The following is a 16,047-nucleotide window of genomic DNA, read 5'->3' on the forward strand; positions in this document are numbered from 1 at the left end:
TTATGCGCCGCCGGATTTTATCAGTTTTACTGGAAAACGAATCAGGTGCGCTCTCAAGAGTGGTGGGCCTGTTCTCCCAGCGTGGTTATAACATTGAAAGTTTGACGGTAGCACCGACCGACGATCCTACACTGTCGCGCATGACTATTCAGACCGTGGGCGATGCCAAAGTTCTGGAGCAAATTGAGAAGCAACTCCATAAGCTGGTGGATGTACTGCGGGTGAGCGAACTGGTTTCAGGCTCACATGTTGAGCGCGAAATCATGCTGGTGAAGTTACAGGCCAGCGGTTATGGCCGTGAAGAAGTTAAGCGCTGCACTGAAATCTTCCGTGGGCAGATTGTGGATGTGACCGCCACGCTCTACACCGTGCAGCTTGCTGGCACCAGCGACAAATTGGATGCATTCCTCAACGCGGTACGAGAAGTGGCAGAAATCGTTGAAGTGGCCCGTTCCGGTATTGTCGGTGTGTCACGCGGCGACAAGATTATGCGTTAACTCTAGTCATAAATGTTGATTCATCTTCGAATATCAGGCTCGGCATGTGCGCTGGGCCTTTTTTTCCTTTATTTTTTAACCTGGATGCGGTTATAGAGTGGTTAAAGCGGTTGCTCAATAGTGCGTTCTGCGGTTAGATCTATAGCAGGCTATATCCATAGTTAAACTATGTCTATACGTCGCTAAGTCTGGCCTATAACCCTCTGGTCCATAGGTAAGATTGATAAGGCTCTGGGATTCCAGACCTGGCAGGCAATTCTGCCTTTCACCACTTTACTGGGTTTATAAGGGGTTAACGTGAAACTGGATGAAATCGCGCGTCTTGCGGGCGTTTCGCGCACAACGGCCAGTTATGTCATTAATGGCAAAGCGAAACAGTACCGGGTCAGCGATAAAACAGTAGATAAAGTTATGGCGGTTGTCAGGGAACATAACTATCACCCAAATGCCGTCGCGGCAGGATTGCGTGCGGGCAGAACCCGCTCGATCGGTTTGGTTATTCCGGATCTGGAAAATACCAGCTATACCCGTATTGCGAATTATCTGGAGCGTCAGGCACGTCAGCGTGGTTATCAGTTACTTATCGCCTGTTCTGAAGATCAGCCAGATAATGAAATGCGCTGTATTGAGCACTTATTACAGCGCCAGGTTGATGCCATTATTGTTTCCACGGCTTTGCCGCCAGAGCATCCATTTTATCAGCGCTGGGCGAATGACCCACTCCCGATAATTGCACTCGATCGCGCGCTTGATCGGGAGCATTTTATCAGTGTGGTGGGGGCGGATCAGGAAGATGCCCAGATGTTGGCACAAGAACTGCGTTCATTTCCGGCGGAGTCAGTATTGTATCTGGGGGCATTACCCGAACTGTCGGTCAGTTTCTTGCGGGAGATGGGGTTCCGTGACGCATGGAAAGACGATCCACGCAAAGTCGATTACCTGTATGCCAATAGCTACGAGCGCGAAGCGGCTGGGGTACTATTTGCACAGTGGCTGAAGACCCATCCAATGCCACAGGCGTTATTTACCACCTCATTCCAGCTGTTACAGGGCGTTATGGACGTCACGCTCAAACAGAGTGGGCGGTTGCCGACCAATCTGGCGATTGCGACTTTTGGTGATAACGAACTGCTGGATTTCCTTGAGTGCCCGGTATTGGCGGTCGCACAGCGTCATCGTGATGTTGCCGAACGCGTGCTGGAGTTAGTGTTAGCCAGCCTGGATGAACCGCATAAACCGAAACCGGGCTTGACCCGTATTCGTCGCAATCTGTTTCGTCGCGGCAGCCTAAGCCGCAAATAATCTACGTTTCAACCAATCAGGGCACCCGTTGGCCCTGATTATTATCAGTAAGTGGTTCGGGTGAACGAACGCAGCCAGCACAGCGGCCCTTTGAAAGATGGCGGGGATATCAAACATAACCTGCGACGCGGAACAAACGGCGGCAATACTCCAAAAAGTAACCATAAGCCACGCCCATCGCCATCGATACGACGGCATTGCTGGTGACCGCAGTGGTGATTTGTTCTAAATCTGCACCAACAGCCCACAGAATTATGGCATAAACCGGCGACTGGAAACTGACATAAGCCAGTAGGTCAGCCATATTTCGCGCCCAAACACGCTCGCCTGCGTAGCGGCGGGCAAAACGAATGAAAGCATCACGATAGACACCATAAGGCCAGGCAATAAGAATATTGACCGGTATTGAAACCAGCCGTGAAGAGAGTGACTGCTGGAATGTCATTCCTGAAATCACGATCTCAATTGCCATACCGATGATAAAACAATAAACCACGAGTGCAAAAGTATCGGCTGCGGCACTGCGCAGGCGAGATCCAGTTGAAAGCATTGTGATTGACTCCCTACATAGGGTAAACATCTGCTACAAAGCCCATGATTGAGATAATTAGCAGGTTTTATATTTCGCTTATAATTGCAATGCCAGTTGTTTATTTTGTCTTTTGGCTTTTTGTGTAGTTTACAGTGTTGTTATTTTTAATATAACCAGCTTAAAATTTTTATTTTTAACATTTGGCTGGTTTTTATACTTCCTGCGGTGAAGATCTGGGCTTGTTGTGGTGATTTAAATGGCATGTAGTAGGATTTTCTTTAAAAAACAGCGATTTGATTTTCTGAACAACAATTGGGGAAACAAAACGAGTAAGGGAGGTCGAGCAAAATCGTAAATAACAGTGCTTCAAAAAAACAATTTCCCTCATTGGGTTAATTTAAGATTTATCTGTCTGAAGATATTCATATTTCACTGATATCGGCAAATAGGTGCTAATAATTTATTTCAAAATAGATTAATCCCTCGCGACTAATTGAAGTAAAATGCCGCACCGGATATGGCCTGTTTTTTACGCGGGTATTATTGCCGCGCGGTGGTTTTGATCGCCAATTGTGGCGTAGTTCCTCAGAAAACACCGGCTGCAACGGGATTTGTCTTAATCGTGTTTAATTTTTAGTCGTGCATTTTTTAACCTAAAAATGAGACATTCCTTGCAGAAGGAAATAATGAGACAATTAAACGACAATTAATTATTTATTTAAGCCGCCGAAATTACTAACAGAAAAATAGCCCGTTTATCATGACGTTAATTTCTATTTCAATCACTAAAGTAGCCCCTTCTGCGAGATATATCTCAAGAACTGCCCATAAATATTGTCAAAGCGCATCGGCTCTGGCTTGACAAGGTTTTCATACCATCCGTAAACTCTTTAATGTGGGGATTTGTGGGATAAAGTGGCGAATTGGGTCATGAAGGGGTAACTCAGTCATGTTTCGTGGGGCAACGATGGTTAACCTCGACAGCAAAGGGCGGCTTGCCGTACCTACCCGATACCGGGATTTGCTGACCGAGGAATCGCAAGGCCAGATGGTCTGTACCATAGACCTTCACCAGCCATGCCTGTTGCTTTATCCACTCCCTGAATGGGAAATCATCGAACAGAAATTATCCCGTCTGTCGAGCATGAATCCGGCTGAACGTCGGGTTCAGCGTTTGCTGTTAGGACATGCCAGTGAATGTCAGATGGATGGTGCCGGGCGCTTGCTGATTGCCGGAACATTGCGTCAGCACGCTGGGTTGAATAAAGAAGTGATGCTGGTTGGGCAGTTCAACAAGTTTGAACTGTGGGATGAACAGACCTGGTATCAACAAGTCAAGGATGACATCGACGCAGAACAGTCCACTCAGGAACCTCTATCTGAGCGGCTACAGGACTTATCGCTATAAGCATGGTAGATAACAAAAAAAGTGTAGATAACAACTACAAGCACACAAGCGTATTGCTGGATGAGGCGGTTAATGGCCTGAACATCCGCGATAACGGCATCTATATTGACGGCACTTTTGGCCGTGGTGGTCATTCGCGTCTGATTCTGTCCCAGCTTGGGCCAGAAGGGCGTCTGATTGCAATTGACCGTGATCCGCAAGCTATCGACGCGGCGAAATCAATTACCGACTCACGCTTTTCTATCGTACACGGCCCATTTTCTGATTTAGCGCATTATGTGCGGGAATTGGATTTGGTTGGTCGTATCGACGGCGTCTTGCTGGATTTGGGCGTTTCCTCCCCCCAACTAGATGATCCTGAACGCGGCTTCTCTTTCATGCGTGACGGGCCGCTGGATATGCGAATGGACCCTACCCGTGGCTTGTCAGCCGCCGACTGGCTGATGAAAGCCAGCGCTGATGATATCGCTTGGGTATTGAAAACGTTTGGCGAAGAGCGTTTTGCCAAACGGCTGGCCAAAGCGATTGTTGAGCGCAACCTCACTCAACCGATGACACGTACCAAAGAGTTGGCGGATTTGATTGCCAACGCCAGCCCATTTCGCGAAAAACACAAACACCCAGCCACCCGCAGTTTCCAGGCTATCCGCATCTACATCAACAGCGAGTTGGAAGAAATTGAGCGCGCGCTTGATGGTGCTCTTGAAGTTTTGGCACCAGAAGGTCGTTTATCCGTTATCAGTTTCCATTCGTTGGAAGACCGAATCGTTAAAAACTTCATTCGTCATCACAGCCGTGGGCCACAAGTGCCGGCGGGGTTGCCGTTGACGGAAGCACAGCTACGCAGCATGGGTGGTCGCACACTGAAATCGGTTGGCAAAATGATGCCACCGGACGCTGAAGTGGCTGAAAACCCACGGGCGCGCAGCTCGGTATTGCGTTTTGCCGAGAGGATTAACGGGTGATAGGCAATGAGCGCCACGGTTTAGTCGGGGTCATTGGCGGAGATTTAATCCGTAATGCCAAGATCCCATTGATTCTACTGGTCGCGGTGCTGGTGTCTGCCGTATTGGTTGTGACCACCGCCCACCGCACGCGTTTGCTGACCGCAGAGCGCGAACAGTTGGTACTGGAACGCGATGCGCTGGATATCGAGTGGCGCAACCTGATTTTGGAAGAGAACGCGCTGGGCGATCATAGCCGCGTTGAGCGTATCGCAACCGACAAACTGAAAATGCAACACGTTGATCCATCACAAGAAAACATTGTGGTTAAACCATAGCGTTTTTTTTAATTAAATTAAAGGAATCAGTCGCCACCATGACTCGTAGCAGCCAAGGTAACGCATGAAAGCAGCGCGCCCCGGGAAGTTAAAGCGCCAGGAAGAACAAGCCAGCTTTATAAGCTGGCGCTTTGCGTTGCTGTGCGGCTGTATTTTGCTGGCATTGGTCGGGTTGATGCTACGTACGGCTTATCTGCAAGTGATCAATCCCGACAGACTGGTGCGCGAGGGCGATATGCGCTCGCTACGCGTTCAGGAAGTGCCTACCGCGCGTGGCATGATAAGTGATCGCTCAGGCCGGCCACTGGCGGTCAGCGTACCGGTTAATGCGGTATGGGCTGACCCAAAAGAGTTGATCGAACGTGGTGGCATTACATTGGATACGCGCTGGAAAGCCCTGTCTGATGCGCTGGAAATCCCGCTGGATCAACTGGCAACCCGCATTAACGCCAATCCGAAAGGGCGCTTCGTCTATTTGGCGCGTCAGGTTAATCCCGCCATTGGCGACTATATTCATAAGCTGAAATTGCCCGGTATCTATCTGCGCCAGGAATCCCGCCGCTACTATCCAGCAGGTCAGGTGATGGCTCACATTATTGGCGTCACTAACATTGACGGCCAAGGTATTGAAGGTGTTGAGAAAAGTTTCGATCGCTGGCTCACCGGGCAACCCGGCGAGCGCACCGTGCGTAAAGACCGCTTTGGCCGCGTGATCGAGGACATCTCTTCCGTTGATAGCCAGGCGGCACACAATCTGGTGCTGAGTGTTGATGAACGCCTACAAGCGCTAGTGTATCGCGAGCTGAATAATGCGGTGGCCTTTAACAAAGCGGAATCAGGCACGGCGGTACTGGTCGATGTGACCACCGGCGAGGTGTTGGCAATGGCCAACAGCCCCTCTTATAACCCGAATAACCTGACCGGTACGCCGAAAGATGCCATGCGTAACCGGGCGATAACCGATATTTTTGAACCCGGTTCGACTGTGAAGCCAATGGTAGTGATGACGGCGTTGCAAAATGGCGTTGTGAAAGAAAACAGCGTGCTGAACACCTTGCCGTACTTTGTTAACGGTCACCAAATTAAAGACGTGGCCCGTTACGCTGAGCTATCCGTGACCGGGATTTTACAGAAGTCGAGTAACGTCGGTGTGTCTAAACTGGCGTTAGCGATGCCATCCTCAGCTTTGGTAGAAACTTACTTAAAGTTTGGGTTTGGGAAAGCGACCAATTTGGGGTTGGTCGGAGAAAGCAGTGGCTTATATCCTAAAAAACAACGGTGGTCTGACATAGAGAGGGCCACCTTCTCTTTCGGCTACGGGCTAATGGTAACGCCGTTACAACTAGCGCGAGTCTATGCAACCATCGGCAGCATGGGGATTTATCGCCCGCTGTCGATTACCAAAGTTGACCCGCCAGTGGCCGGTGAACGCGTTTTCCCTGAACCGCTGGTGCGTACCGTGGTTCATATGATGGAAAGCGTGGCATTACCTGGCGGCGGGGGTACCAAAGCGGCCATTAAAGGCTACCGTATTGCCATTAAAACCGGTACTGCCAAGAAGGTCGGCCCGGATGGCAAATATATGGACCGATACCTCGCTTACACCGCCGGCGTAGCGCCCGCGAGTAACCCTCGATTTGCTCTGGTTGTGGTCATCAATGACCCGCAAGCAGGGAAATATTACGGTGGTGCGGTTTCTGCACCGGTGTTCGGTGCCATCATGGGCGGCGTCTTGCGTACCATGAACATTGAACCTGATGGGTTACCCACCGGTGATAAAAGCGAATTAGTGATTAATACAAAAGAGGGTTCAGGTGGCAGATCGTAACTTGCGCGACTTACTCGCTCCTTGGGGGCTAGACCTCCCGGAGCGTGCGCTACGGGAAATGACATTAGACAGCCGTGTTGCCGCGGCCGGGGATGTATTTGTCGCCGTTGTCGGCCATCAGACGGACGGGCGCCGCTATATCCCGCAAGCCATCGCCCAAGGTGTGGCGGCAGTGATTGCCGACGCCGAAGGGGTCGCACCGGATGCCAGCATGGTCGAGATGCATGGCGTGCCAGTCATTTATCTGCGTAATTTGAACCAGCACTTATCCACGCTGGCGGGGCAATTTTACCATCAGCCGGGTGACGCATTACGTTTAGTCGGTGTGACGGGAACCAACGGCAAAACCACCACCACACAACTGCTGGCGCAATGGAGCCAGGCATTGGGTGACACCAGTGCGGTGATGGGCACGGTTGGTAATGGCTTGCTAGGGCAGGTTATCCCGACGGAAAACACCACCGGCTCAGCGGTTGATATTCAGCATTTGCTGCGCAATTTGGTGGATCAAGGGGCAACTTTTGCGGCGATGGAAGTCTCCTCCCACGGTTTGATTCAGAACCGCGTAGCCGCCTTGCCGTTTGCCGCCGCAGTGTTTACTAACTTAAGCCGTGATCATCTGGATTATCACGGCAATATGGCCAGTTACGAAGCGGCGAAATGGCTGTTGTTCTCCACTCATCAATCCGAACACAAAATTATCAATGCTGACGACGAAGTGGGCCGCCGCTGGCTCAGCCAATTGCCGCAAGCAGTCGCTGTCAGCATGGAAGGCAATGTCCCTACCGGCTGGAAAGGCCCGTGGCTTTTTGCCAGTGACGTTCAATATCATGATAATGGTGCCAGCATCGCGTTTGATTCAAGCTGGGGCGCAGGCCAGTTAGAAAGCCGCCTGATGGGAGCTTTCAACGTCAGTAACCTGCTGGTAGCACTGTCAACGCTGCTCTCGCTGGGTTATCCGTTGGCACAATTATTAGCCGCCGCGCCTCACCTGCAACCAGTGTGTGGGCGGATGGAAGTGTTTAACGCTCCGGGCAAACCGACGGTAGTCGTGGATTATGCCCACACCCCGGATGCCCTGGAAAAAGCGTTGGCAGCGGCACGTTTACACTGTAAAGGCCAGTTGTGGTGTGTGTTTGGCTGCGGTGGCGATCGTGACAAAGGTAAGCGCCCACTTATGGGCGGTATCGCAGAACAACTGGCTGATCGAGTCGTTGTCACCGACGACAACCCGCGCAGCGAAGAGCCACAGGCGATTATCGCCGATATCCTCAGTGGCTTGCTCGATGCCGGCCATGCGCAGGCGATTCATGGCCGCGCAGAGGCAGTAACCAGCGCCATCATGCAGGCCAAAGAAGACGATGTGGTGCTGATTGCGGGCAAAGGGCATGAAGATTATCAATTGGTTGGCAATCGCCGCCTGGATTACTCTGACCGAGTCACCGTCGCGCGTCTGCTGGAGGTGGTGGCATGATTAAGGTTTCGCTGCATTTCCTGTCCACGCTGCTTGATGCTGAACATATTGGCGGTGATAACATCGAGATAACCGAAGTGACCATTGATACCCGTAAGGTCACGCCGGGGTGTTTGTTTGTGGCGCTCAAAGGCGAGCGTTTTGATGGGCATGATTTTGCAGAAGATGCAGTTGCCGCAGGCGCCGGTGCTTTGCTGGTAAGTAAACGCTTACTGGTGGGGGGGCCGCAGTTAGTGGTTAAAGACACCCGTCTGGCATTAGGGCAACTAGCCGCATGGGTGCGCCAGCAAGTGCCTGCCCGCGTGGTGGCGTTAACGGGTTCATCGGGTAAAACCTCGGTAAAAGAGATGGTTGCGGCGATTTTACGCCAATGCGGCAAGGTGCTGTATACCGCCGGTAACTTCAATAATGATATCGGCGTGCCGTTGACGCTACTGCGTCTGACGCCTGAATACGATTTTGCCGTGATCGAGCTGGGTGCTAACCATATCGGTGAAATTGCTTACACCACTGATTTAAGCCGCCCGGAAAGTGCTTTGGTTAACAATTTAGCGGCCGCACATCTGGAAGGTTTTGGCTCGCTGGCCGGTGTAGCGCAAGCCAAAGGCGAGATTTTCGCCGGGTTACCCGCAAAGGGTACTGCGATTATTAATGCTGACAGCAATGACTGGCCGCACTGGCAAGAAACGTTGCATCACAAGCGGGTGTGGCGTTTTGCCCCTCACGGTGCAGAAGATATTGATTTTTTTGCCAGTGATGTGCGTATTGCATCACAAGTCACTTATTTCACTTTGCATTCCCCTTTCGGCACGGTAGCCATCGAGTTACCGCTGCCAGGGCGACATAACATTGCCAATGCGTTGGCTGCTGCGGCGTTAGCCATGTCGGTCGGAGCAAGTTTAGCTGCGGTTCGTGAGGGGTTAACCCAGTTACAGGCCGTGCCGGGGCGCTTATTCCCGATCGAACTTGCTGCTGGCAAATTGCTGCTCGATGACAGCTACAACGCCAATGTCGGCTCCATGACCGCCGCTGCGCAAGTGCTGGCTGAAATGCCGGGCTACCGAGTGATGGTGGTGGGCGATATGGGCGAGTTGGGTGAAACCGCCGTTGACTGCCATCGTCAGGTGGGCGAGGCCGCAAAACAGGCGGGCATCGATAAAGTCCTTAGCGTGGGGACATTAAGCCAGACACTTAGCGATGCAAGCGGGTGCGGCGAACATTTTCAGGATAAGAACACTTTGGCAGCCCGTGTCAGTGAATTGCTGCTCGAACATCCGGTTATCACCGTCTTAATTAAAGGTTCACGTAGTGCCGCCATGGAAGATGTCGTGCGTGCGTTACAGGAGAAGGCATCATGTTAGTTTGGTTGGCTGAATATTTAGTAAAATTTTACTCGGGCTTTAACGTCTTTTCCTATTTGACGTTCCGCGCCATCGTCAGTTTGTTGACGGCACTGTTTATTTCTTTGTGGATGGGACCGCACCTGATCGCCTATTTGCAAAAATTACAGATTGGCCAGGTAGTCCGTAACGATGGGCCAGAGTCACATTTCAGCAAACGCGGCACGCCAACCATGGGCGGCCTGATGATTTTGTTCTCTATCACCATTTCGGTGCTGATGTGGGCTTACCCTTCCAATCCATATGTCTGGTGTGTGCTATTCATTCTTGTGGGTTATGGCATCGTCGGTTTTATCGATGATTACCGCAAAGTGGTACGTAAAGACACCAAAGGTTTGATCGCCCGCTGGAAGTATTTCTGGCAGTCAGTGATTGCACTGGCGGCAGCATTCGCCATGTACAGCATTGGTAAAGACACCGCGGCTACCGAGCTGGTGGTGCCATTTTTCAAAGACGTCATGCCGCAACTGGGTTTGATGTATATCCTGCTGGCTTACTTTGTGATTGTCGGTACCAGTAACGCGGTGAACCTGACTGACGGATTGGATGGTTTGGCCATTATGCCGACCGTGTTCGTCGCCGGTGGTTTTGCCTTGGTTGCCTGGGCGACCGGTAACGTGAACTTTGCCGCCTACCTGCATATTCCTTATCTGCGCCATGCCGGTGAGCTGGTGATTGTCTGCACCGCGATTGTCGGGGCTGGGCTGGGCTTTTTATGGTTTAACACCTATCCGGCACAAGTGTTTATGGGCGATGTCGGCTCTCTGGCATTGGGCGGGGCATTGGGCACCATCGCGGTATTGCTGCGCCAAGAGTTCTTATTAGTGATTATGGGCGGGGTGTTCGTGGTTGAAACACTGTCGGTCATCTTACAAGTCGGTTCCTTTAAGTTACGTGGGCAGCGCATTTTCCGCATGGCCCCGATTCATCATCATTACGAACTTAAAGGCTGGCCAGAACCACGAGTTATTGTGCGCTTCTGGATTATTTCGCTGATGCTGGTGCTGATTGGCCTGGCGACGCTGAAGGTGCGGTAATTATGATTGATTATCAGGGTAAAAAAGTGGTCATCATCGGGCTGGGGCTAACCGGCCTTTCCTGCGTTGATTTCTTTATGACGCGTGGTGTTACGCCGCGTGTGATGGATACCCGAATCAATCCGCCGGGCCTGGATAAATTGCCTGAAAATGTCGAGCGCCATGTCGGTGATTTGAATCAGGAGTGGCTGCTGAATGCGGATTTGATTGTTGCCAGCCCCGGTATTGCGTTGGCACATCCTGCTTTGAGTGAAGCCGCGAAAGCCGGTGTTGAGATTGTCGGCGATATTGAGCTGTTCTGTCGTGAAAATCAGGCACCGGTGGTCGCGATTACCGGCTCTAATGGCAAGAGCACCGTCACCACACTGGTGGGTGAGATGGCAAAAGCGGCGGGTTGGCAGGTGGGGGTTGGCGGCAACATTGGTGTTCCGGCTCTGAGCTTACTGAAACAGTTGACCTTGCAAAAACACGAAAACCAATTGGTGGTATTAGAGCTATCGAGCTTCCAGTTGGAAACCACCTCAAGCCTGCTTGCCAAGGCTGCCACTCTACTGAATGTCACAGAAGATCACACTGACCGTTATCCGTTCGGTTTGCAGCAATATCGTGCCGCTAAACTGCGAGTCTATGAAAACGCTAAAGTTTGTGTGGTGAATGCCGATGACGCGCTTACCATGCCGGTGCGTGGCGCTGATAGCCGCTGTATCAGCTTTGGCGTGGATGTGGGTGACTACCACCTGAATAAGCAGCAGGGGGAAATCTGGCTGCGGGTTCGGGGTGAGAAAGTGTTGAATACCCGTGAAATGAAATTGACCGGTCGCCATAACTATACCAATGCGTTGGCAGCACTGGCGCTGGCTGATGCTGTGGGGATTCCCCGCTCGTCAAGTTTGAAAGCATTGACCACCTTTACCGGTTTATCACACCGTTTCCAACTGGTGTTTGAGCACAATGGCGTGCGTTGGATTAATGACTCTAAAGCCACCAATGTTGGCAGTACGGAAGCAGCGTTGGATGGCTTGCAGGTTGACGGTACCTTGCATTTATTGTTGGGCGGCGACGGTAAATCCGCTGATTTCTCTGGGTTGACGCGTTTTCTGCAAGGCGACCATATCAAAATTTACTGCTTTGGTCGCGATGGCGAGCAACTGGCTGAGTTGCGCCCGGAAGTGTCTCAACTGACTGAAACAATGGAACAGGCCATGATATTGCTGTCGAAGAGCCTGGCTCCGGGCGATATGGTGTTGCTGTCACCGGCTTGCGCCAGCCTGGATCAGTTCCGCAGTTTCGAGCAACGTGGTGATGAGTTTGCTCGTCTGGCAGAGGAGTTAGGCTGATGCGAATGCCGGGGCTGGGGCTGTTTAATAGCGTAAAACATTATGTGATGGGATCGCGCGAAAGCGATACCACCAGCATGGTGCTTTACGACAGAACCTTGTTGTGGCTGACCTTCGGTTTGGCAATTATCGGTTTTGTGATGGTGACATCGGCATCAATGCCCATCGGTCAGCGTCTGGCCAGTGACCCTTTCCTGTTCGCTAAACGTGATGCGCTGTATCTGCTTCTGGCATTGGGTTTGTCACTGGTAACACTGCGTATCCCGATGGCCGTCTGGCAGCGCTATAGCAACATTATGTTATTGATTTCGATAGTAATGTTGCTGGTGGTGTTGGTGGTGGGTAGCTCAGTCAACGGGGCATCCCGCTGGATTTCACTCGGGCCGCTGCGTATTCAGCCCGCCGAACTGTCCAAGTTGTCGCTGTTTTGTTATTTGGCTAGCTACTTGGTGCGCAAAGTGGAAGAAGTGCGCAGTAACTTCTGGGGTTTTTGTAAACCGATGGGGGTGATGGTCATTCTGGCGGTGTTACTGCTGGCACAGCCCGATTTAGGTACGGTGGTGGTGTTGTTTATCACCACGCTGGCGATGCTGTTTCTGGCGGGTGCCAAAATGTGGCAGTTTTTAGCCATTATCGGCTCTGGTGTATTTGCGGTTTGCTTGCTGATTGTCGCCGAACCCTACCGTATGCGCCGTGTGACCTCCTTCTGGAATCCGTGGGCTGATCCGTTCGGCAGCGGTTATCAGTTAACCCAATCGTTGATGGCTTTTGGCCGCGGCGAATTCTGGGGGCAGGGGTTGGGGAATTCAGTACAAAAACTGGAGTATTTACCGGAAGCACATACTGACTTTATTTTCTCGATTTTAGGCGAGGAACTGGGGTATTTCGGTGTGGTTTTGGCACTGTTAATGGTATTCTTCGTCGCTTTTCGTGCGATGTCCATCGGGCGTCGTGCATTAGAGATAGATCAGCGATTTTCTGGCTTTTTGGCCTGCTCAATCGGCGTCTGGTTCAGCTTTCAGGCACTGGTTAACGTTGGGGCTGCCGCTGGGATGTTGCCGACCAAAGGTTTGACCTTGCCGCTGATCAGTTACGGTGGTTCGAGCCTGATTATTATGTCAACGGCGATAGTGCTGCTGCTACGTATTGATTTTGAAACACGTTTGGCAAAAGCCCAGGCGTTTGTAAGGAGTGCCCGATGAGTGGCAAAACCAAGCGTTTAATGGTGATGGCCGGTGGTACTGGGGGGCATGTCTTCCCCGGTTTGGCCGTGGCACATCATCTGATGGCGCAAGGCTGGCAGGTGCGTTGGTTAGGCACCGCTGACCGAATGGAAGCGTCCTTGGTACCTCAACATGGCATTGAAATTGATTTCATCCAGATTTCTGGTTTGCGCGGCAAAGGGTTGATGGCCCAACTGACAGCGCCAGTGCGGATTTATCGTGCGGTGGGTCAGGCCAAGAAAATTATGCGTGATTATCAGCCGGATGTGGTGCTAGGAATGGGTGGTTATGTTTCTGGCCCCGGTGGTCTGGCAGCATGGTTGTGCGGCATTCCGGTGGTGCTGCATGAGCAAAATGGCATTGCCGGTTTGACTAACCGCTGGCTGGCCAGAATCGCGAAAAAGGTGTTACAGGCATTTCCCGGTGCATTCCCGCACGCCGAAGTGGTGGGCAATCCGGTTCGCACTGATGTACTCGCGCTGCCATTGCCCGCGGAGCGTTTGGTGGGCCGTGAAGGGCCGATTCGGGTGTTGGTTATCGGTGGTAGTCAGGGCGCACGAGTGCTGAATCAGACCATGCCGCAGGTTGCCGCACAACTGGGTGAGAAAATCACGCTGTGGCATCAGGTGGGTAAAGGCGCATTGCCGGATGTATTAAAGGCTTACCAACAAGCGGGGCAGGGCGATGATAAGCATCAGGTGACTGAGTTTATCGACGACATGGCTGCGGCTTATGGCTGGGCAGATGTGGTGGTTTGTCGCTCCGGTGCGCTGACAGTCAGCGAAGTTGCCGCCGCAGGTTTACCGGCAATCTTTGTACCGTTCCAGCACAAAGACCGGCAGCAATATTGGAATGCATTGCCACTGGAAAAAGCCGGTGCTGCCAAAATTATCGAGCAGCCTCAGTTTAATGCCGAGGCGGTCAGCGGCCTGCTGGCACGGTGGGATCGCACAACATTATTAGCGATGGCAGAGCGAGCACGCTCGGTCGCCATCCCAGATGCGACTGAGCGTGTAGCCGCCGAAGTGGTCGCTGCCAGTAAGTGATAGTAAGACATAGATAATGAACAGCGGGTGGTTAGGTTAATACGCGCTGTGAATATGTAACAGACAAAAAAGTGAAGAAAAACGTGAATACACAACAACTGGCGAAACTACGTACTATCGTGCCCGAGATGCATCGCGTCCGGCACATTCACTTTGTTGGCATCGGTGGTGCTGGCATGGGTGGTATCGCTGAAGTGTTGGCAAACGAAGGCTATCAGATTAGCGGTTCAGATTTGGCACCTAACCCAGTCACTCAGCATTTGACTTCATTGGGCGCACAGATTTATTTCCATCACCGGCCAGAAAACGTGTTGGATGCCAGTGTAGTGGTGGTTTCAACCGCAATTTCTGCGGATAATCCAGAGATTGTGGCCGCTCGCGAGGCGCGTATTCCGGTGATCCGCCGCGCTGAAATGTTGGCTGAATTGATGCGTTTTCGTCATGGAATTGCGGTTGCCGGTACACACGGCAAAACCACCACCACGGCAATGGTTTCCAGTATCTATGCTGAAGCCGGTTTGGACCCAACCTTTGTCAACGGCGGTTTAGTGAAAGCGGCGGGCACCCATGCCCGGTTAGGTTCCAGTCGTTATCTGATTGCAGAAGCCGATGAGAGTGATGCGTCATTCCTGCATTTACAGCCGATGGTGGCCATTGTCACCAATATCGAACCTGACCATATGGATACTTATCAGGGCGATTTTGAGAATTTAAAACAGACATTTATTAACTTTTTGCACAACTTGCCCTTCTATGGCCGTGCCGTGATGTGTATCGACGATCCGGTGGTGCGCGAGCTGTTGCCACGGGTTGGCCGCCATATCACCACATATGGCTTTAGTGATGATGCCGATGTACAAATCGCCAGCTATCGGCAAGAAGGCCCACAGGGGCACTTCACACTGAAACGCCTGGATAAGCCGTTGATGACCGTGACCTTGAATGCGCCGGGCCGTCATAACGCGCTGAATGCTGCGGCGGCAGTGGCTGTCGCGAGCGAAGAAGGCATTGAGGACGATGATATTCTGCGCGCGCTGGCTGGGTTCCAGGGCACTGGCCGCCGCTTTGACTTTCTCGGCAACTTCCCGCTGGCACCGGTCAACGGCAAAGAAGGCAGTGCCATGCTGGTGGATGACTATGGTCACCACCCGACAGAAGTGGATGCCACCATTAAAGCAGCCCGTGCTGGCTGGCCGGATAAACGTATTGTGATGGTTTTCCAACCGCACCGTTATACCCGAACCCGTGATTTGTACGACGACTTTGCTAATGTTTTGTCGCAAGTTGATGTTTTACTGATGTTAGATGTGTACGCCGCTGGCGAGCCGCCGATCCCTGGTGCTGATAGCCGCTCGTTGTGCCGTACCATCCGTAATCGTGGCAAGCTGGACCCCATTTTGGTGTCAGACAGTGATACGGTGCCAGAGGTATTGGCGCAACTGCTAAATGGCGATGATCTGATTCTGGTTCAGGGCGCAGGTAACATTGGTAAGATTGCCCGTAAATTGGCTGAACTTAAATTGCAGCCACAGACAAAAAACGAGGAACATCATGGCTGATAAAGTTGCGGTATTGCTGGGTGGAACCTCTGCTGAACGTGAAGTGTCATTGCTATCAGGTCAGGCGGTATTAGCGGGCTTGAGAGAAGCCGGTATTGATGCTTATGGTATTGATACCAAAG

At 51.8% G+C, this 16,047-nt stretch carries 14 protein-coding genes and 1 pseudogene; 14 read left to right on the forward strand and 1 reads right to left on the reverse strand.

Going from position 1 to position 16,047, the window contains the following annotated elements; genetic code table 11:
* The first annotated feature begins 2 nt into the window (after nucleotides 1-2).
* Entirely contained in the window at nucleotides 3-497 is a 495-nt protein-coding gene (ilvN, locus tag YALDO0001_RS15680; protein WP_004704512.1) for an acetolactate synthase small subunit, read from the forward strand.
* Between the two features lie 297 nt (nucleotides 498-794).
* Nucleotides 795-1,799 carry a catabolite repressor/activator gene (cra, locus tag YALDO0001_RS15685; protein WP_004704513.1) on the forward strand — a complete coding sequence of 335 codons (1,005 nt, stop codon included), beginning with the start codon at nucleotides 795-797 and terminating at the stop codon, nucleotides 1,797-1,799.
* Nucleotides 1,800-1,908: 109 nt separating this feature from the next.
* Here the strand turns inward: cra and YALDO0001_RS15690 are convergent, their stop codons facing one another.
* The gene (locus YALDO0001_RS15690; RefSeq protein WP_004704514.1) at nucleotides 1,909-2,349 is read right to left on the reverse strand and encodes an L-alanine exporter AlaE; all 441 of its coding nucleotides are present in this window, start codon (nucleotides 2,347-2,349) and stop codon (nucleotides 1,909-1,911) included.
* A gap of 931 nt (nucleotides 2,350-3,280) precedes the next feature.
* Here YALDO0001_RS15690 and mraZ point away from each other — a divergent pair.
* The 12 genes and pseudogenes from mraZ to ddl form a co-directional block, all read left to right on the forward strand.
* Nucleotides 3,281-3,739 carry a division/cell wall cluster transcriptional repressor MraZ gene (gene mraZ, locus YALDO0001_RS15695; RefSeq protein WP_004704515.1) on the forward strand — a complete coding sequence of 153 codons (459 nt, stop codon included), beginning with the start codon at nucleotides 3,281-3,283 and terminating at the stop codon, nucleotides 3,737-3,739.
* Between the two features lie 2 nt (nucleotides 3,740-3,741).
* Nucleotides 3,742-4,704, forward strand: a complete 963-nt coding sequence (gene rsmH / locus YALDO0001_RS15700; protein WP_004704516.1) for a 16S rRNA (cytosine(1402)-N(4))-methyltransferase RsmH — start codon at nucleotides 3,742-3,744, stop codon at nucleotides 4,702-4,704.
* Nucleotides 4,701-5,021 carry a cell division protein FtsL gene (ftsL, locus tag YALDO0001_RS15705; protein ID WP_042547805.1) on the forward strand — a complete coding sequence of 107 codons (321 nt, stop codon included), beginning with the start codon at nucleotides 4,701-4,703 and terminating at the stop codon, nucleotides 5,019-5,021. Before rsmH ends, ftsL begins: the two co-directional genes overlap by 4 nt.
* A gap of 64 nt (nucleotides 5,022-5,085) precedes the next feature.
* Entirely contained in the window at nucleotides 5,086-6,849 is a 1,764-nt protein-coding gene (locus YALDO0001_RS15710; protein WP_004704518.1) for a peptidoglycan glycosyltransferase FtsI, read from the forward strand.
* Complete coding sequence (murE, locus tag YALDO0001_RS15715; protein ID WP_042547807.1) at nucleotides 6,836-8,323, forward strand: UDP-N-acetylmuramoyl-L-alanyl-D-glutamate--2,6-diaminopimelate ligase; 1,488 nt, start codon at nucleotides 6,836-6,838, stop codon at nucleotides 8,321-8,323. The genes YALDO0001_RS15710 and murE overlap by 14 nt, the downstream gene beginning before the upstream one ends.
* The gene (gene murF / locus YALDO0001_RS15720; protein ID WP_042840257.1) at nucleotides 8,320-9,684 is read left to right on the forward strand and encodes a UDP-N-acetylmuramoyl-tripeptide--D-alanyl-D-alanine ligase; all 1,365 of its coding nucleotides are present in this window, start codon (nucleotides 8,320-8,322) and stop codon (nucleotides 9,682-9,684) included. Before murE ends, murF begins: the two co-directional genes overlap by 4 nt.
* Nucleotides 9,678-10,760 (forward strand): phospho-N-acetylmuramoyl-pentapeptide-transferase, encoded by a 1,083-nt coding sequence (mraY, locus tag YALDO0001_RS15725; protein ID WP_042840258.1) that lies wholly within the window; start codon nucleotides 9,678-9,680, stop codon nucleotides 10,758-10,760. Before murF ends, mraY begins: the two co-directional genes overlap by 7 nt.
* Before the next feature lie 2 nt (nucleotides 10,761-10,762).
* On the forward strand, nucleotides 10,763-12,097 hold the full coding sequence (gene murD, locus YALDO0001_RS15730) for a UDP-N-acetylmuramoyl-L-alanine--D-glutamate ligase (protein WP_004704522.1): 1,335 nt from the start codon (nucleotides 10,763-10,765) through the stop codon (nucleotides 12,095-12,097).
* Nucleotides 12,097-13,299 (forward strand): cell division protein FtsW, encoded by a 1,203-nt coding sequence (ftsW, locus tag YALDO0001_RS15735; protein ID WP_042840259.1) that lies wholly within the window; start codon nucleotides 12,097-12,099, stop codon nucleotides 13,297-13,299. Before murD ends, ftsW begins: the two co-directional genes overlap by 1 nt.
* Nucleotides 13,296-14,366, forward strand: coding sequence for an undecaprenyldiphospho-muramoylpentapeptide beta-N-acetylglucosaminyltransferase (gene murG, locus YALDO0001_RS15740; RefSeq protein ID WP_042840260.1), 1,071 nt, complete (start codon nucleotides 13,296-13,298; stop codon nucleotides 14,364-14,366). The genes ftsW and murG overlap by 4 nt, the downstream gene beginning before the upstream one ends.
* Before the next feature lie 83 nt (nucleotides 14,367-14,449).
* On the forward strand, nucleotides 14,450-15,925 hold the full coding sequence (gene murC, locus YALDO0001_RS15745) for a UDP-N-acetylmuramate--L-alanine ligase (protein ID WP_042547813.1): 1,476 nt from the start codon (nucleotides 14,450-14,452) through the stop codon (nucleotides 15,923-15,925).
* Nucleotides 15,918-16,047 (forward strand): annotated as a pseudogene (ddl, locus tag YALDO0001_RS21345) (D-alanine--D-alanine ligase); the annotation flags it as partial. The gene murC and the pseudogene ddl, both read left to right, overlap by 8 nt.

It is taken from the genome of Yersinia aldovae ATCC 35236 (genome assembly GCF_000173735.1).
In the GTDB taxonomy this organism is placed as follows: Bacteria; Pseudomonadota; Gammaproteobacteria; order Enterobacterales; family Enterobacteriaceae; genus Yersinia; species Yersinia aldovae.